This is a genomic window from Pseudomonas sp. P8_229 (assembly GCF_034008635.1).
Classification (GTDB): domain Bacteria; phylum Pseudomonadota; class Gammaproteobacteria; order Pseudomonadales; family Pseudomonadaceae; genus Aquipseudomonas.
Genome location: NZ_CP125378.1, coordinates 183,985 through 200,161, shown reverse-complemented (window position 1 = coordinate 200,161; position 16,177 = coordinate 183,985). Strand labels below are relative to the sequence as shown.

At 59.7% G+C, this 16,177-nt stretch carries 17 protein-coding genes; 10 read left to right on the top strand and 7 right to left on the bottom strand.

The features are described from left to right. Positions 1–21: 21 nt before the first annotated feature. The gene (locus QMK55_RS00845) at positions 22–933 is read right to left on the bottom strand and encodes an AraC family transcriptional regulator (protein ID WP_320328418.1); all 912 of its coding nucleotides are present in this window, start codon (positions 931–933) and stop codon (positions 22–24) included. Positions 934–1,036: 103 nt separating this feature from the next. On the opposite strand from QMK55_RS00845, the gene QMK55_RS00840 reads away from it, so the two are divergent. The 5 genes from QMK55_RS00840 (at position 1,037) to QMK55_RS00820 (ending at position 5,485) form a co-directional block, all read left to right on the top strand. Continuing rightward, positions 1,037–1,582 carry a carboxymuconolactone decarboxylase family protein gene (locus tag QMK55_RS00840; RefSeq protein WP_320328417.1) on the top strand — a complete coding sequence of 182 codons (546 nt, stop codon included), beginning with the start codon at positions 1,037–1,039 and terminating at the stop codon, positions 1,580–1,582. 64 nt (positions 1,583–1,646) lie between these two features. After that, entirely contained in the window at positions 1,647–2,717 is a 1,071-nt protein-coding gene (locus QMK55_RS00835) for an acyl-CoA dehydrogenase family protein (protein WP_102357493.1), read from the top strand. Continuing rightward, a complete protein-coding gene (locus tag QMK55_RS00830) occupies positions 2,714–3,556 on the top strand; it encodes an ABC transporter ATP-binding protein (RefSeq protein ID WP_320328416.1) in 843 nt (280 codons plus the stop codon). The genes QMK55_RS00835 and QMK55_RS00830 overlap by 4 nt, the downstream gene beginning before the upstream one ends. Beyond that, on the top strand, positions 3,522–4,721 hold the full coding sequence (locus QMK55_RS00825; protein ID WP_102357496.1) for an ABC transporter substrate-binding protein: 1,200 nt from the start codon (positions 3,522–3,524) through the stop codon (positions 4,719–4,721). Before QMK55_RS00830 ends, QMK55_RS00825 begins: the two co-directional genes overlap by 35 nt. After that, complete coding sequence (locus QMK55_RS00820; protein WP_320328415.1) at positions 4,721–5,485, top strand: ABC transporter permease; 765 nt, start codon at positions 4,721–4,723, stop codon at positions 5,483–5,485. The genes QMK55_RS00825 and QMK55_RS00820 overlap by 1 nt, the downstream gene beginning before the upstream one ends. Before the next feature lie 377 nt (positions 5,486–5,862). Here the strand turns inward: QMK55_RS00820 and QMK55_RS00815 are convergent, their stop codons facing one another. Together QMK55_RS00815 and mddA are read right to left on the bottom strand one after the other, a co-directional pair. Then, positions 5,863–8,244, bottom strand: coding sequence for a DUF3772 domain-containing protein (locus QMK55_RS00815; RefSeq protein ID WP_320328414.1), 2,382 nt, complete (start codon positions 8,242–8,244; stop codon positions 5,863–5,865). Between the two features lie 122 nt (positions 8,245–8,366). Beyond that, complete coding sequence (gene mddA, locus QMK55_RS00810) at positions 8,367–9,110, bottom strand: methanethiol S-methyltransferase (protein WP_320328413.1); 744 nt, start codon at positions 9,108–9,110, stop codon at positions 8,367–8,369. Between the two features lie 268 nt (positions 9,111–9,378). Here mddA and QMK55_RS00805 point away from each other — a divergent pair, with 268 nt between their 5' ends. The 4 genes from QMK55_RS00805 to QMK55_RS00790 all read left to right on the top strand — a co-directional run bounded on the left by QMK55_RS00805 (position 9,379) and on the right by QMK55_RS00790 (position 12,699). Beyond that, positions 9,379–10,143 carry a hypothetical protein gene (locus QMK55_RS00805; RefSeq protein ID WP_102357502.1) on the top strand — a complete coding sequence of 255 codons (765 nt, stop codon included), beginning with the start codon at positions 9,379–9,381 and terminating at the stop codon, positions 10,141–10,143. 27 nt (positions 10,144–10,170) lie between these two features. Beyond that, the gene (locus tag QMK55_RS00800) at positions 10,171–10,608 is read left to right on the top strand and encodes a hypothetical protein (protein WP_102357503.1); all 438 of its coding nucleotides are present in this window, start codon (positions 10,171–10,173) and stop codon (positions 10,606–10,608) included. Between the two features lie 97 nt (positions 10,609–10,705). Continuing rightward, positions 10,706–11,371, top strand: a complete 666-nt coding sequence (locus QMK55_RS00795) for a response regulator (protein WP_320328412.1) — start codon at positions 10,706–10,708, stop codon at positions 11,369–11,371. Then, positions 11,347–12,699 carry an ATP-binding protein gene (locus tag QMK55_RS00790; RefSeq protein WP_102357507.1) on the top strand — a complete coding sequence of 451 codons (1,353 nt, stop codon included), beginning with the start codon at positions 11,347–11,349 and terminating at the stop codon, positions 12,697–12,699. Before QMK55_RS00795 ends, QMK55_RS00790 begins: the two co-directional genes overlap by 25 nt. A gap of 30 nt (positions 12,700–12,729) precedes the next feature. On the opposite strand, the gene QMK55_RS00785 is transcribed toward QMK55_RS00790, so the two are convergent. The 3 genes from QMK55_RS00785 to QMK55_RS00775 all read right to left on the bottom strand — a co-directional run bounded on the left by QMK55_RS00785 (position 12,730) and on the right by QMK55_RS00775 (position 13,970). Next, a complete protein-coding gene (locus QMK55_RS00785) occupies positions 12,730–13,074 on the bottom strand; it encodes a cupin domain-containing protein (protein WP_320328411.1) in 345 nt (114 codons plus the stop codon). 180 nt (positions 13,075–13,254) lie between these two features. Then, a complete protein-coding gene (locus QMK55_RS00780; protein WP_320328410.1) occupies positions 13,255–13,671 on the bottom strand; it encodes a hypothetical protein in 417 nt (138 codons plus the stop codon). Continuing rightward, positions 13,671–13,970, bottom strand: a complete 300-nt coding sequence (locus QMK55_RS00775; protein ID WP_320328409.1) for a hypothetical protein — start codon at positions 13,968–13,970, stop codon at positions 13,671–13,673. The genes QMK55_RS00780 and QMK55_RS00775 overlap by 1 nt, the downstream gene beginning before the upstream one ends. Before the next feature lie 535 nt (positions 13,971–14,505). Between QMK55_RS00775 and QMK55_RS00770 the strand changes: the two genes are divergently transcribed. Then, positions 14,506–15,756, top strand: a complete 1,251-nt coding sequence (locus QMK55_RS00770; RefSeq protein WP_320328408.1) for an AAA family ATPase — start codon at positions 14,506–14,508, stop codon at positions 15,754–15,756. Positions 15,757–15,849: 93 nt separating this feature from the next. On the opposite strand, the gene QMK55_RS00765 is transcribed toward QMK55_RS00770, so the two are convergent. Next, on the bottom strand, positions 15,850–16,170 hold the full coding sequence (locus QMK55_RS00765) for an isochorismate lyase (RefSeq protein WP_102357513.1): 321 nt from the start codon (positions 16,168–16,170) through the stop codon (positions 15,850–15,852). Between the last annotated feature and the right edge of the window lie 7 nt (positions 16,171–16,177).

Sequence of the window (16,177 nt, the reverse complement as noted above, 5' to 3'; positions counted from 1 at the left end):
GATGGCATATTAACATGTCGCTCAGCGTCCCTCATGCTGCTTGCGATACGCCCCCGGTTGCACCCCCACCGACTTGGCGAACGCCCGGGTAAACGCGGCAATCGACTGATACCCCACCGCCGCACACACCTGCTCCACCGTGTGATTGGCGCGCAGCAACTGGCAGGCGTGACGGATGCGCAGCGCCAACAGCACTTGCCCTGGTGATTGCCCGGCGAGTTCGTTGAAGCGTTTGAAGAACGCCGAGCGCGACAGGCCGATGCGCGCCGCCATGCTTTCCAGTGACCACGGCAATTGCGGCTGCTCGATCAATTGATCCAGCAGCGGTGCGAACTGCGGATTGCGCGCCAGTGCCACGAGGCCGCCGAGTCGCTGGTTGTCGGCCATTTGCTGGCGCAGCACGTAGAGAAACAGCAGATGACTCAAGCGCTCGAGCAGTGCCGAGGAGGGCGCCGGCAGGCGTTCGCATTCTTGCAGGATCAACTCGAACAAGGCCCGCGCCGCACTGGAACCCGGGTCGCCGGCACGCAGGATGATCCAGTCCGGCAAGCCTTCGATGATCAGCGATGACAACCCGGACTTGAAGTGGAAGAAGCCGCAGACCAGACCGACACCGTCCTGTGCCTGGCTGTCGAGCGCAGTCATGGCCATGCGCGGCAGCGTTTGAGCGATGGCCGGATTTTCAGTGTTGGAGAGCCGGTAGTTGAGGTCGCGCAGCAGAAATACCGCGTCGCCGCTGTCCAGACGCAATGCCGCCGGATGACCGTCGATGTGCAACCAGCAATGGCCCTGCACGATCAGGTGAAAACTGGCGCGCGCCAGCCCGTGCGTGCTGGCGTGCCAGGCACCGCAATAGCGGCCGATGTGGAACAGGCTGGCATCGAGTTCAAGGCTTTCTAATAACCAATCAACCAGTGGGCTGGACGAAATCATCTAATGGAAACACTCAGGAGCAAGTAATCGCTACTTTAGAATATGGATCGGAATTTTTATAACCAACAGACTGGCCGGACACTCAACAGCAGGAGTCCACTCCATGTCGCGCGTCACTCTACACACTGCGCAAAGCGCTCCCGAAGCCGCCAAACCATTCCTGGAGAATGCGCAGAAGAACTCCGGGTTCATTCCCAATCTGCTGGCCGTATTGGCTAACGCCCCGGCCGCGCTGGAAACCTACGTTACGGTATCGGCGCTCAATGGCAAAGCCGAACTCAGCCTCGCCGAGCGCGAAGTGGTGCAGCTGATTGCTGCGACCAACCATGGTTGCGATTTCTGTGTCGCAGGTCATACCGCGGTTGCGCTGAATAAGGCAAAACTGCCGCCGGAAGTGGTCAGTGCGCTGCGTGAGAAAGCCAGCGTACCCGTGGAAAAACTGGAAACCCTGGCCGCGTTTGCCCGCGAAGTGATTGCCACCCGAGGCAAGGTCAGTGATCAGACCTTCAATCAATTCAAGGCCGCCGGCTACACCGAAGGTAACGCGCTGGAGGTGATCCTCGGTGTCAGCCTGGCGACCCTGTGCAACTTCGCCAACGTGTTTGCCGACACGCCGCTCAACCCTGAGCTGGCCGCGTATCGCGCGTAATCGGCGAGCGCTTCAGGCCGCATCGTCTATGGTTGATGCGGCTGCGTACAAGGAGAGAAACGACATGCTCAATCCGGCATTGATTGAATGGCTGGAACACAACGCCCAGGCCCTGGATGCGGGCGACGGCGATCCGCAGCAGGTGCTGACGCAACTGGCGCAGGCCGGGGTGCTGCGCGTGGGGATCAGCCCGGCGCAGGGCGGCAGCGGTGGTCACGTCAGTGATGCCGTGGAAACGCTGGCGGCCGTTGCCAGCCATTCATTGGCGGCGGCGTTTGTGTTCTGGGGCCAACGCGCCTTTATCGAATACCTGCTGCACAGCCCCAACACCGCGCTCCGGGACAGACTGCTGCCGTCGCTGCTCAGCGGCGAGCTGGCCGGGGCCACTGGTTTGTCCAACGCGATGAAGTTCCTGTCCGGCATCGAAGCGCTGCAAGTGCGCGCGGCCAGTGCCACTGACGGCTGGACCTTGAACGGGCGCCTGCACTGGGTGACCAATCTGCGCCAAGGCGGGTTTGTCGTGGCGGCGGCGATCGAGCACGAGGAGGGCGGTGCGCCGTTCGTGCTGGCGATCCCTGATGGCGCCGCCGGCGTGCAGCGCTCGGCCGATCTGCAACTGATGGGGCTGCAATCGAGCAACACCGCGGCCATCGATTTTGCCCAAGTGGCGGTTGGTCGTGAATGGCTGCTGCACGAGGATGCGCGCCAGTTTCTGCCGGCGGTACGCCCGGCGTTTCTCGGCTTGCAGTGCGGCATGGCGATCGGTCTGGCGCGGCGTGCGCTGGCAGAGGTCGAAGGGCATTTGCAGGATGGTCGTTCGATTCTGCTGGAGCCGCTACATGAGCAACGCGAGCAACTGGCGCAGACCGTCAGCGAGCTCAAGCAAGGCTTGCAGGATGGGCGTTTCCTGACCCAGCCGGGTGCCTTGTTCCAGGTGCGCATTGCGCTGGCCGAATCCGCCGCCAACGCCGTGCAACTGGAATTGCAGGCCAGCGGCGGCAAGGCGTATCTGACCGCGCACGGCAGTGGTTTTGCCCGGCGCTGGCGCGAGTCGGCGTTCGTGCCGATCGTCACCCCGAGCCTGGTGCAACTGCGCGCCCAATTGCAGCGGCAGCAACGGGAAGCGACGGCATGACTGCAGCGTTGCTGGAGGCGCAGGGCGTCAGCCTCGGCTACCCACGAGAGAAGGGCTGGCACACCGTGCTGGAACACTTCGATCTGCAACTGCAGCCTGGCGAAGTGGTGAGCATCCTCGGGCCCAGCGGCGTCGGCAAGTCCAGTCTGCTGCGGGTGCTCGCCGGTTTGCAGGCGCCGCAACAGGGCCGGGTGAGCCTGCTCGGAGAACCGCTGACTGGTGCGCACCCACGGGTGGCAGTGGCGTTTCAGGACCCGAGCCTGTTGCCGTGGCTGACCCTGGAAAAGAACGTCGCCTTCGGTCTTGATTTCGCCCGTCAGCCGCACCTGATGGCCGAGCAACGCAAGGCGCGGATCGACCACGCGATTACTGCTGTCGGCCTCGAACACGCGCGGTTGCAGCACCCGGCGCAGCTGTCTGGCGGGATGGCCCAGCGCACCGCGTTGGCCCGCTGTCTGGCGCGTCAGCCGCAGGTATTGTTGCTGGATGAACCGTTCGGCGCCCTGGATGAAATCACCCGCGCCGACATGCAGCAGTTGCTCCTGCAACTGATTGCCGAACACCACACCGCAGCCGTCTTGATTACCCACGATATTGACGAAGCCCTGCTGCTCTCCGAGCGGATTCTGCTACTGGGTAACAGCCCGGCGCACATCCTCGGCGAATGGCGCATCGACTTGCCTCAGCCGCGGGCCGAGCTGGTCGAGGAACTGGGTGCGCTGCGTATCGACATTCTCAAAACCCTTCGGCGGGCGAGCCGCAATCCTCTCACTCAACCTGTGCCCGCTACGTTGGAGATTGACCATGTGCCTGGACGACTTCACTCACACACGTCGTGACTTCCTCAAACTCAGCGCCTTGCTGACCGCTGGCGGCGCGTTGCCGCTGCTCAACAGCCTGAACGCCCGCGCTGCATCCGAGCCGAACGCGCCGGTGCGCATCGGTTATCTGCCGATCACCGACGCCACGCCGTTGCTGGTCGCGCACAACAATGGCCTGTTCGAGGCCGAAGGGATTAAGGCCGAGCGTCCGGTGCTGTTGCGCAGTTGGGCGCAGGTGATCGAGGCGTTCATTTCCGGGCAGGTCAACGTGATTCACCTGCTGTCGCCGATGACCGTGTGGGCGCGCTACGGCAGTAAGGTGCCGGCCAAGGTCGTGGCGTGGAACCACGTCGGCGGCTCGGGCCTGACCGTGGCGCCGGGCATCACCGAGGTCAAGCAACTGGGCGGGCAGTCGGTGGCGATTCCGTTCTGGTATTCGATCCATAACGTGGTAGTGCAGCAGCTGTTGCGCGATCACGGCCTGGTGCCGGTGAGCAAGCCGGCCAGCGCCGCGTTGGCGCCGAACGAGGTCAACCTGCTGGTGCTGCCGCCGTCGGACATGCCGCCGGCCCTGGCGACCAAACGGATTGCCGGCTACATCGTCGCCGAGCCGTTCAACGCGCTGGCCGAGGAACTCAAGGTCGGTCGCGTGCAGCGCTTTACCGGCGACGTCTGGCGCAATCACGCCTGCTGTGTGGTGTTCATGCACGAGCAGGACCTGAACAACCGCCCCGAGTGGTCGCAGAAAGTGGTCAACGCCATCGTCAAGGCGCAGGTCTGGACCCGCGACAACCGCGCCGAGGCGGCCAAACTGCTGTCCAAGGACGGCGCCAATCGCTACACGCCCCACGCGCAACCAGTGCTCGACCGGGTGCTGTCGCCGGCCGCCAGCGACCGTGAGTTGTACCTGAGCAGCGGGGCGATCCAGCACAGCCATTGGGACGAGCAGCGCATCGATTTCCAGCCGTACCCGTTCCCCAGCTACACCGAGGAACTGGTCAAGCGCCTGAAGGACACTTTGATCGAAGGCGACAAGGGTTTTCTCGCCAGCCTTGATCCGCAGCAGTCCGCCAGGGATCTGGTGGACGATCGCTTCGTGCGTAATGCCATTGCTGCAGTCGGCGGGATGAAGGCATTCGGCTTGCCGGAAAGCTTCGAGCGCAGCGAGGAGTTCAGCCTCTGATGCGTCAGCGATCTTCCTCGACCTTGCACGGCGCGCTGGGTGTCGCCGGGCTGTTGTGCCTGTTGCTGTTGTGGTGGCTGGGCGTGCATCTGCTCGGCGGCAACGACAGCCTGGCGTTGCGCTTTTCCCCGGAAACCACGCTGGCCAGCCTCGGCGAACTGCTGCTGCGCCCGGAGCTGTACGAGCATGTGTTGGTCAGCCTGAAGCGGATTCTGCTCGGCCTGCTGCTGGCATTGCTGATTGGTGTACCGCTGGGGCTGATGATCGGCAGCTACCGGCATCTGGAAGCGGCGACCACGCCGGCGTTTCAGTTTCTGCGGATGATCTCGCCGCTGTCGTGGATGCCGGTGGTGGTGATGCTGATGGGGGTTGGCGATCAGCCGATCTACTTTCTGCTGACCTTCGCTGCGGTGTGGCCGATCCTGCTCAACACCGTGGCCGGTGTGCGTCAACTCGACCCACGCTGGCTGCAGCTCAGTCGCAGCCTCAGCGCCACCCGCTGGGAAACCCTGCGCAAGGTGATCCTGCCCGGGGTGCTCGGCCATGTGCTGACCGGCGTGCGGCTGTCGATCGGCATTCTGTGGATCGTGCTGGTGCCGTGCGAAATGCTTGGGGTCAGCGCTGGGTTGGGTTACTTCATTCTCGACACGCGGGACCGCCTGGCGTATTCGGAACTGATGGCGATGGTGCTGCTGATCGGCGTGCTGGGTTTTGCGCTGGACGCGTTTGCGCGGTGGCTGCACCGGCGCTGGGCGCCGGCCTGAACCCATTCGCGAGCAGGCTCGCTCCCACAAGGGATTTCTGCCAGCCATCGATCCTGTGGTTAGCAGGTACCCCCTGTAGGAGTGAGCCTGCTCGTGAAGAGGCTGTGTCAGTCACCATCTCTTTGCCTGCCCCGGCGCCTTCGCGAGCAAGCCCGCTCCCACAATGATCTTGGCCAGTCGCCAAATTCGTGTTCACCACAGAATCCTGTGGGAGCGGGCTTGCTCGCGAAGGGGCCGTGTCAGTCAACACCCCTTTGCCTGACCCGGCGCATTCGCGAGCAAGCCCGCTCCCACAATGATCTTGGCCAGTCGCCAAATTCGTGTTCAGCACAGAACCCTGTAGGAGTGAGCCTGCTCCCACAGGTTTTGATGGTCTGTCAGGGACTCGACGCAGGTTTCGCCAGCGCAATACCGGCATCCCCCAGGCGCTTGAGAATCTCGAACAGCAGATCACTCTTGGTCCCGCCAACTATCCGCGGGCTGCCGACATAGCCCGTCACCGTCAGGGTGATGCCCTCCGGCGAGAGTTTGCTGAAACGCACGTACGACGCCGGCTTATCCAGGATGTTCTCGTTTTCCCGGTAGGTATTGAGCAGCAGTTCCTTGACCTGCTCGGGGTCGATGTCCAGCGGGAACATCAGTTCCAGGCTCGCTACCCCCTGGGCACTGCCGCCGAGGGTGACGTTGCGCAGGTTTTGCGAGATCAGCTGTGAGTTGGGCACGATCACGATGGAGCGGTCGCTGAGCTGGATTTCCGTGGCCCGCACATTGATCCGGCGGATGTCGCCCTCGACGCCGCTGATGCTGATCAGGTCGCCGACCTTTACCGGGCGCTCGGTCAGCAGGATCAGCCCGGACACGAAGTTCTTGACGATCTCCTGCAGGCCGAAGCCGATCCCCACCGACAGCGCACTGACGATCCACGCGAGGTTGGTCCAGCGCACACCCAGTGACGACAGGGTCAGCAGGATGACTGCGGCATAACCGATGTTGGAAAACAGTGTGCTGAGTGACGCGCACATGCCCGGGTCCATGTCGGTCTTGGGCAGGAACTCGTTGTCGAGCCAACGGCGCAGGGCACGGATCAGGTAGATGCCAATCAGCAGCGCCAGCACCGCATTGATCAGATGGCCGGGCACGATGTTCAGCTTGCGTAACCCGGCGCCGCCGAGGATGCCCATGATGTTGGTGGTCAACTGGCCGAGCGTGGTACCGATGCCGCCGACGAACAGCGCGATAATCGCCAGCAACAACAGCCCGGCGCGGCTGACGCCAGACAGTACTGTCGAGATTTGCTCGAGTCGTCGATCGCCCATGCCCAGTGTCTGCTTGATGGTTTTGCCGGCGGAGTAGCGCGGAGAGAACAGGTATTCGCAGGCGTCCCTGACCACTTCGATCAGCAAATAGAACCCCGACAGCACGATATAGGCCCACACCAGTTCATAGGTGATGAACCGCGCCAGCGACACGTAGCCAGTGAGCAGCGCCAGTGCCGAGATGCACATCGACACCGTGGCAACGCTGTAGATCACCCCGGCAAACGTGCTGCCCGCCGCCGGGTCATTGGCGGTGATCAACGCCTTGCGAACCCTGCCGGTGCGCATCAGCATCGGCACCAGAATTGCGATCACTACAATGGCGATCACCCCGCGCTCGGCAATCACGATCTGGCTGCTCATGCCAGTGGCGTTGCTGACCTGCACCAGCGTCACCAGCACCAACAGGGTGGCGGCGAGAATCCGCGGATAGGGTTTCAGCGCCAGTGCCACGGCATCGGCGATCGCTGGCAGCCGCCACGACGGATGTTGCGTCGACAGTAGCGCGCGGCTCAGGGCGGTGATCAGGACGCAGGCGTACACGGCTTTTTCGAATTCTTCGGAAAACGTCGACAGCACCGGGGTCAATGGCGCGTGACGAGTGCAGGCATAAAACAGCAGGTGCAGGGCGATGGCGGTGGTGCCCAACGTCGCCAGTGCCGAGGCGAACGCCAGCGCGCTGCGGCGCAGACGTCCCTCCGGCATACGGTGAATGCACAGCCAGGTCAGCCCGCGTTCGGCCAGGCGACGTCCGGCGGTCCAGAACACCGCCGCCAACAGCACCAGCACGCAAGTGAAAAGCCGCTGCCCGGGTGCCCAGACCGTGGCCCAGGTGCTGTTTACCTGATCGATGAAAAAAATCAGCCGCTGCCGGTCGTCGGGCGCCGGCGAAACCAAAGGCGACCAGAAGTCCGGACTCAGAATACTGTCGGTGCGCAGTGTCAGTTCGCTTTCGAGCAGCGTGCGCCGGATGCCGGCAATTTGCGTGATCAGGTCGGCAGCGCTTTGTTTGAGCGCAGCGAGGCTCTTGAGCGTGGTATCGACCCTGGTCTTTTGCTCACTGAGCGTCGCCCGTTGCGCGGCGATGTCGACTTGTTCGGCGGCGATCTGCGTATCCGGTGCCGCGCCGAGCACTCCCAATTGCACGGCCAGTTGCGCCTGCTGCGGCAACAACGACGCGGACAAGCGATCGACATCCAGGATGAATGCCTGTACCCGGTCCTGCGGGCCTTCGAGCTGATTGTAATTGTTGGCAGCGGAAATCTGCTGCTTCAACCCGTCGAGGCGCAATTGCAGGGCTTGCAGATCACTTTGCGAGACTTCCACCAACGGTATCGTGGTGGTCATCGATGGCGTCAGTAAGTCCGCCGCCCACAGCGTCGAACCGCCCGGGGCGAGCAGGATCAGCGTCACAAAAAACAATGACTTCAAGGCATTGCGCATGGGTAGGGCCGGTTCTCGTTGATCACACAATCTATGAGGTTAGGTGATCGAACCGGCTGCCGAGAAAAATTTCCGGTGAGCCGGGCGGAGCGGTGCTTCAGCCGCGCCCGGTACGCTCCCGACTAAGGCGTTTTTTTCCGATTGTTGGCCGCCCGCGCTGCTTTGCGAAACGGCAGCAACATGCCGACGCGTTGCTGATAGTCCAGGTATTGGCGGCCGAAAGCGCTGACCAGATCTTTCTCTTCCAGATGCGCGCCGATCAGGATGTACACGCTACTGGTCAGGGCGAACAGCAGATGTCCGACGCTCATCACCGGCGTCGCCCAGAAGGCGATCAGAAAGCCCAGGTACATCGGGTGCCTGACCACCTTGTACAGCGATGGCGTGAGGAAACCCGAGGGCTTTGGCTGGATGTCCTGAAAGGCCCGAATGGCCTGCTTCAGACCAAACAGCTCGAAGTGACTGATCAGAAACGTCGCCAGCAACACCAGCCCCCAGCCTAGCCAGAACAGGCCCGTAAGCACGGCGCCCAGGGCGGGCGATTCAACGCTCCAGACCGGTAGGGCAATCGGTCGCCAGGCATACAACAGCAGCGCCAGCGCCAGACTGCTGCATAACACGTAGGTGGCGCGCTCGATGGCGGCGGGGATCACCCGGGTGAGCCAGGCCTTGAAGCCTTTTCTGGCCATGATGCTCTGCTGAAGGCCGAACAGGGTGACAAGCAGGATATCGACGACTATCGATATAGCGAGGGGGGATTGTGGCCCCGAGTCGATGTGCCTGGGCACCAGCAGTCTGCCAAGAAAGCCGATCAGGTACAGGGTGGTGACGAGAAAGAGCAGATAGCTCGTCAGGCTGTACAGCAAATAGAACAGGTGGGTGAGCCGGCGAACGGGTCGCAGGGATGTTGGGGAAGAGGTATTCATGATCCATGCCTCGCGGTCATGGCGTGGACTGCAAACTCGCACCTTGGGGTCGGGATTGAAGAGGGTTGATCCTTCAATCTGGCAGCGTATGCCGATTCCGGCCGGGTGACGAGGATAAATCGGTTTGCGCCCTCAGTCTCAGCTAAGTATCGGGCCGTATCGTTCGTTCAGCGCAAGTTCGACGCTGCTCAGGAGAGGTTACCCGCACATGAATTCCGCTAAAACCGGATGGCTGAACAAAGTCCCCGAAGTGACACTGGCCTTCTGGGTGATCAAGATTCTATCGACGACGGTGGGTGAAACCGGCGCCGACTTCCTGGCCGTGGATGCGGGTTTCGGCGCTGGCTGGACCAGCATCGGCATGGCGTTGCTGCTGGGCGGCGCGCTGTTCCTGCAAATGCGCAAAACCGCCTACTCGCCGTGGATCTACTGGTTGACCGTGGTGCTGGTGAGCATCGTCGGCACGCAGATCACCGACATCATGACCGACATGCTCGACATCAGCCTGTACGTCAGCACGGCGGTGTTCTCGGTGCTGCTGGCGTTGAATTTCCTGCTCTGGTTCAGCCTGGAGCGCAACCTGTCGATTCGCGAAATCAACACGCCGCGTCGCGAACTTTTCTACTGGTCCACCGTGCTCTGCACCTTTGCCCTGGGCACCGCTGCCGGCGATCTGGCGACCGAAGCGCTGGGCCTGGGCTTCACCGTGGGTGCGGTGATTTTCGGCGCGCTGATTGCGGCGACGCTGCTGGCGTGGCGCCTGGGGGCCAACGTGGTGCTGACGTTCTGGATCGCCTACATCCTCACCCGTCCGTTCGGCGCCTCCCTCGGCGACCTGCTGACTCAGGCCAAGACCTATGGTGGCCTCGGTATGGGCGCTGCCTGGACCAGCGCGATCTTCCTGACCGTCATCGTGCTGTTGGTGGCCGTCGCGCAAATCAGCCTTGGCAACCGTAAAACCGCCATTCAATAACGTTCAGACATCTATCAAGGAAACCACATGCGCGCCTTTCAAACGACTATTCGTCACGTTGCGATCATCTCGTCTCTGGTACTGCTCGGCAGCCTCGCCGGTTGCTCGAAACCCGCCGACAAACCCGCTGCCGGCGCATCGACCAGCTCGATGAGTGCCCCGGCGCAGTCCGGCTCGAAACTGGGCGACCTGAGCGAGTTCCGCAGCATCGCCGCCGACGTCAGTGCACTGGTCGATAAAAACGACCTGCCCGGTGCCAAGACCCGTATCAAGGATCTGGAAACAACCTGGGACTCCGCCGAAGCCGGCATCAAGCCTCGGGCCGCCGCTGACTGGCATGTACTGGACAAAGCCATTGACCGTGCGCTTGATGCCCTGCGCGCCAGTACGCCAAAGCAGGCTGACTGCAAGTCGGCCATGGACGACTTGCTCAAGGCTTTCGATGCGATGAAAGGCCAGCAGTAAGTCGGCACGGAACCGGCGGCGGACAAACGCCGGTTCAAGTGCTTCAATACAGGCGCGACGGGAATCACCGTCGCGCCTTTTTCTGTCGGAGCGGTGCATGCGGATTCTGCTGGTCGAAGATGACCCGATGATTGGGGATGCCATCGAAGGTGCGCTCAAGGACGCGAGCTACGCCACCGACTGGGTAAAAAACGGCCTCACCGCGTTGGCGGCGCTGGACACGCAGACGTACGACCTGGTGCTGCTCGACCTCGGCCTGCCGGGCAAGGACGGGCTCGATGTGCTGGATGCCATTCGTGCACGCAACAACCCGGTGCCGCTGCTGATCATCACCGCCCGCGATGGCCTGGATGACCGCCTGCGCGGGCTCGATGGCGGCGCTGATGACTTCCTGCTCAAACCCTTCGCCATGGCCGAATTGCTGGCGCGCATACGCGCGGTACTGCGCCGTCGCGGTGGCAGCGCGCAATCGCTGCTGGATAACGGCGAGGTTTCATTGAATCTGGTTTCCAAACAGGCCTCCACCGCTGACTTCGCCGAGGTGCAACTTTCCAGTCGCGAGTTCGCACTGTTGCAGGCGCTGTTGATTCGCCCCGGGGCCATTCTTTCGCGCAGTGAACTGGAGGACCGGATTTACGGCTGGGGCAACGAAGTGGAAAGCAACGCGGTGGAGTTTTTGATCCACGCGTTGCGGCGAAAACTGGGGAACCATGTCATCAAGAACGTCAGGGGGATGGGATGGATGGTTTCAAAAGGCGTCTGAGCGACTCGGTGCAGTTGCGGCTTTCCGTCACGCTGTCACTGGCGATTCTCATCGTCGCCGTGCTGGCCGGGGCGTTCGCGTTCATCTCCGCCCTCAAAGAAGCGCACGAGATGCAGGACGAAAGCTTGCACCAGGTGGCGGTGTTGTTCGATCGCCAGCACATGACCCTGCGCTATCCCGGTGCCGAACGGATCGTCGGCGATGACGAAGAGTCGCGGATCATCGTGCAGTACCTGGCCGATAGCACCAAAGCGACCGGCAACGACGACGCCAGCATTCCGTTGCCGTTTCCGGTGACATTGGCCGATGGCTTGTCGACGCTGAACATCGCCGGTGAAAACTTTCGCGTTCTGGTCAGGACCACCTCGACAGGCGAACGCATTGTGGTCGCGCAAGAGGCCGACGTGCGCGACAAGGAGGCGCGGGAAAGCGCCTGGCGCAGCCTGCTGCCGTTTCTCATTCTGTTCCCGGTGCTGCTGTTGGTGGTCGGGGACCTGGTGCGCAAACTGTTCCGGCCCATCGCGACGCTCTCGGCAGAGATTGATCAGCGCGACCAGCAGGCGCTGCACCCTGTCGATGAACAGCACTTGCCGAGCGAAATCCGGCCTTTTGTCGTGGCTATCAATCGGTTGCTCAAACGCGTTGCGCAGGCCATGGAAACGCAACGGCGGTTTATCGCCGATGCCGCCCATGAACTGCGTTCGCCAATGACCGCACTGTCGCTGCAGGCAGAGCGGTTGGCGTCCACGCCCATGTCCGAGGCAACCCGGCAAAACTTTATGCCTTTGGCCCAAGGCATCGAGCGCAGCCGCAAACTCATCGAGCAACTGCTGGCCCTGGCCGCCGCGCAATCAGTTACGCAACGAGCCGAGACGGCGGTTTCGGTGCATGCCGTGTTTCGCCGGGTGCTGGAAGACCTGCTGCCACTGGCCGAGAACAAGGGCATCGATATCGGCGTGGAAAGCGTCGAGGACGTGCAGGTCGTGATCAACGAACTGGACCTGTTCATCCTGATCAAGAACCTGGTGGACAACGCCATCCGCTACACCCCGGAGGGCGGCCGGGTCGACTTGAGTGTCGAGCCAGCGGAGCAGGGCGTGCTCATCGAGATCAGGGACTCCGGGCCGGGTATCAGCGTTGAAGAGCAATCGCTGGTGTTCGACCCGTTTTACCGCAGCCTGGGCACGGGGGAGGCGGGGTCTGGCTTGGGGCTGTCGATCGTCACGGCAATCGCCGAGCGAACCGGGGCGCGGGTGGGCCTGGGGTTTGTGGATGAGGTGGGACAGCGTGGCCTGCGAGTTTCGCTGTGGTTGAAAGGCCGGTTGTGAGGGATCGCTGCGTCCGAATACGGCCAGCGCTCACTCCTGCCGGACAATATCGACCGAGATCTCCACTGCCGCAATCGTTCCTCTGTTCTCCAGCCAGTGCGTGGTGTTCCTGTCCTCGGGCCAGCCCACTCCCGGCCCGTAATCCCTGGCGACGCCATCGCGATGATCTGTGATGGTGCCTTGCAGAATGTAGACGGTGCCGGGCCTGTCTACATGGTTATGAATCGGGCCAAAGACGCCGCCAGGCTCGATGGTCACCCTACGCATCCTGAGTTGGCGCCCGGCCATGCCGTCGATCTCCGGGCCAAGGTCAACTGTTGCCAGCAACTGCACCGAAACGCCTTTTGTCTCGGGTGCCATCTGGTCGTTGTTCATCGCATGCACCTCGTTTTAGCGACAGGGTTTAACCAGAAGTACAGACCGAAAAAGGCGGGGTGGGCGCAGAGGCGACAAAGGGTCGATTGCAGCGCTCTATTGGATGGCAGCAAACGGCCAGAAGCGTCCTTTTAGAGCAGATAGGCATAAATTGGAGGGAACCAACAGATATGCGTCAAATTAAGCGCCTTTTTTTGATATTGATGCACTTGTTGTTCTAAGTTGTATATTTTTCCCTTTTTTGTTTAGAGTTAGTCGCTTAGAGAAGCCTGTACTTAACGATACTAAAAACAGGATGCCAAAAACAACTACCACCCAACCTGCATATGTTTTACTCGCCGAGTTAGCATCAACCGCTTGTAAATAGGCAACCAGGAATCCGACAAACGCGCTAGATAAAAGTGACGAAATGAAAACCCAGACCTCGTAGTCAGATAGAGCGGATGCGTCAACCATTTTTATGTTTATGGAGTCCGGAATCGACACCGTGACATTAAATGCATCTCCTGTAGGGTTTTCCGAAGATGGCGTTCCTTCAAAGCGCTCTACTTCATCATGTAACGGCGGGTTTTCTAGTTGATTATCAGAGGCGGTCATTATTTAGTCCTCTGGTCGAGTTTTTCCCAAAGACTTTTGGGAAGCCACCCGGTGTAGCTCCCCCCCTGCATAAGAGGAGTTATGAGCAAATGAATTTTCTTATCCTTATTCTTCTTAATGATACTAATTAGTGCATCTTTTAACTCTCCGCGCTCTTCTGGTGAGTCAACTTTCACCACATACAGTGATTTTAGAGGTCGAACCCATGAGTACCCTTGAAGAGTACCTTTCATTTCGTTATTTATTTCTGTCCATTTTGTTCCTGTAGCAGATATATCCCAACTAACAGTTACGTGCATACATTTATTCCATGGTTGCTAAAAATTTGTAAACTCTTCAACTTGATTTTATGAATTGTCCATAGTATGCAGATTTTAGTCTATTATAAAAGATCCTCAGCTTGACTCGGTAGTTTTATGATATCTGGCGAGGGTAGCGCGTGGAAGGATAGGAAACAACCGATATGAATCAACCCTAGTTTCATAGATGCCTTCAAGCTTCAAGGAAGGATTGCTAACCTGAATAACTGTCCGCTTTTGGCCGATTACAGACGTGACCAACGCAGCCTTCCAGCGGTGCAGCTTACAATCACACCAGCAGAAGTACCTTCGAACGAGGGTATGGTTTCGAACGTAGCAACCCTCCATGAACGGTCGAGGCAGGTCGAAAACAGTGGCCACCGCTGACAGCTATCGAGCCAGAACGGCCACCAACACATCATTCGGACATATCTTCGCCTTCCAGTATCCATTTCAGTGTACTGCCGTGGTTTTCTATCCGGCTCAAACACAGGTACCATCGCATTGCCATTACCGAGCCAAGAACGGAAATAACATGAGCAGGAAAGCGATCAACGAGGTTTTCACGCCGCGCTCAAGGGAGCTGAATCCTGCAATGTATGTCGCACGCCCTAGGTTAGAAAAAGATCTAGCCAAGGCATTTGGCCGGCACAGCCATACATTGTTATTCGGTGAAAGCGGCAACGGGAAGACCTGGCTCTTTAAGGTAGCACTCTCCAACAATGGCCTACCTTATGTGGTGGCAAACTGTGCGAACGCCTCTCGCAATAAATCCATTACCGAGGAAATTTGCGGGGCGATCACAGAGCCAGGTACTGCGTCCAAGCTTGGCTACAGCGAAGAGAAAGCCGCGGAAGTGAACGCGGCAGTCATGAAGGGTGGCCTGAAGCATACTGATAGCTATACAGTAGCGCAGGAGGACCCGCTTCTCAGGGCGTTTCGGCTTTTCGCAGATAGTGGTTCCGCTGGCAGAGCACAGAAGAAGATAATTGTTCTCGACAACCTCGAGTCCATCTTTGACACGCCTGAGCTGATGTCCGAGCTGGCCGATCTGATCATCCTCCTAGACGATAGTCGTTATTCTCAATGCAACATCAACTTCCTAATTGTTGGGGTACCCAATGGGGTCCTACAGTATTTTCGAGAGACGAAGAACTCTGACTCGGTCGCTAACCGAATTTTCGAGATCCGGAAGGTAGAAGGACTCGATTCGGGGCAGGTTCAAGAAGTCATCCGAAAGGGTTTTGCTCAGCTCGACATTAACCTGACTGGCTCACAATATATTGAAGTTGCCGACCATATCTGGTCTGTAACGTTAGGCATCGCACAACGTGTCCATGAATACTGTGAAGCGCTCGCCCATGAAATCGAGGACAACAGCTGGGTATATGACACCAAACTCTTAGAGAGAGCTGACGAAGAGTGGTTGCTCAGCGGGCTTCGGGCTTGCTATACCGCTATTGAAGGACACCTTAACAGCCGTGACACAACGGTGGCTCGCAGAAACCAAGCGATCTACTGTATCGGAAGAATCTCGAGCCACCAATTCGATGCCAACGACATCGACAGACGTATCAGAATCGAGTTCCCAAGTACGGCGGTAAAACACATGGGGATAGGTAACATCCTTTCCGATTTGGCCGCTGGTGCAAATCCTCTGCTGACCAGAAACGAGCAGTCGGGTGCTTACACTGTCCGCGACCCTATGTACTTGATGTGTATCAAGCTCATGCTGAAAAAAGACACGTCCAATTCGAAAGTCATCAAGAAGAACTTCGGTAGGTGATTCCCGCTCCGTTGAACGTCCGCTTTTGGCCGATTGCTGCCTGTCATGACTGCCGAAATCGATTTCTCACGGCAGACAGCCCGGCCACTGGTATCAAGTGTCAGCTTGATGAGCAGCCCAGTGCTTCATCTCTTCTGCAATGAAGTGATTCACCAGGTCGCTGTACATTTTCTCGATTGCATCCGGATTCAGGCCCTCCGCCTCTGCCCATTCGCGTCGAGTTACCAGCATGGCCTTGAACCGCTCTGGCGCACGCACTGAAGTCGCCGAGGTCTTGAACTTCGAGGCCGCGAGTACGTAGTGAAAGCGCTTGCCCAACAGCTGGATGACAGCCTGATCAAGGGCATCGATCTCGCGCCGGATTTCCTCCATGCCTGCACACGCTTCGGGCTGCAAATTATTGATGACTTCCATGTAGGGA

What these genes read in the sequence shown, in the direction of transcription:
- QMK55_RS00820 (WP_320328415.1), top strand. Translation starts at nt 4,721, where the DNA reads ATGCGTCAGCGATCTTCCTCGACCTTGCACGGCGCGCTGGGTGTCGCC.
- QMK55_RS00795 (WP_320328412.1), top strand. Translation starts at nt 10,706, where the DNA reads ATGCGGATTCTGCTGGTCGAAGATGACCCGATGATTGGGGATGCCATC.
- QMK55_RS00815 (WP_320328414.1), bottom strand. Translation starts at nt 8,244, where the DNA reads ATGCGCAATGCCTTGAAGTCATTGTTTTTTGTGACGCTGATCCTGCTC.
- QMK55_RS00830 (WP_320328416.1), top strand. Translation starts at nt 2,714, where the DNA reads ATGACTGCAGCGTTGCTGGAGGCGCAGGGCGTCAGCCTCGGCTACCCA.
- QMK55_RS00835 (WP_102357493.1), top strand. Translation starts at nt 1,647, where the DNA reads ATGCTCAATCCGGCATTGATTGAATGGCTGGAACACAACGCCCAGGCC.
- QMK55_RS00845 (WP_320328418.1), bottom strand. Translation starts at nt 933, where the DNA reads ATGATTTCGTCCAGCCCACTGGTTGATTGGTTATTAGAAAGCCTTGAA.
- QMK55_RS00825 (WP_102357496.1), top strand. Translation starts at nt 3,522, where the DNA reads ATGTGCCTGGACGACTTCACTCACACACGTCGTGACTTCCTCAAACTC.
- QMK55_RS00780 (WP_320328410.1), bottom strand. Translation starts at nt 13,671, where the DNA reads ATGACCGCCTCTGATAATCAACTAGAAAACCCGCCGTTACATGATGAA.
- QMK55_RS00800 (WP_102357503.1), top strand. Translation starts at nt 10,171, where the DNA reads ATGCGCGCCTTTCAAACGACTATTCGTCACGTTGCGATCATCTCGTCT.
- QMK55_RS00805 (WP_102357502.1), top strand. Translation starts at nt 9,379, where the DNA reads ATGAATTCCGCTAAAACCGGATGGCTGAACAAAGTCCCCGAAGTGACA.
- QMK55_RS00775 (WP_320328409.1), bottom strand. Translation starts at nt 13,970, where the DNA reads ATGCACGTAACTGTTAGTTGGGATATATCTGCTACAGGAACAAAATGG.
- QMK55_RS00770 (WP_320328408.1), top strand. Translation starts at nt 14,506, where the DNA reads ATGAGCAGGAAAGCGATCAACGAGGTTTTCACGCCGCGCTCAAGGGAG.
- QMK55_RS00785 (WP_320328411.1), bottom strand. Translation starts at nt 13,074, where the DNA reads ATGAACAACGACCAGATGGCACCCGAGACAAAAGGCGTTTCGGTGCAG.
- QMK55_RS00790 (WP_102357507.1), top strand. Translation starts at nt 11,347, where the DNA reads ATGGATGGTTTCAAAAGGCGTCTGAGCGACTCGGTGCAGTTGCGGCTT.
- QMK55_RS00765 (WP_102357513.1), bottom strand. Translation starts at nt 16,170, where the DNA reads ATGGAAGTCATCAATAATTTGCAGCCCGAAGCGTGTGCAGGCATGGAG.
- QMK55_RS00840 (WP_320328417.1), top strand. Translation starts at nt 1,037, where the DNA reads ATGTCGCGCGTCACTCTACACACTGCGCAAAGCGCTCCCGAAGCCGCC.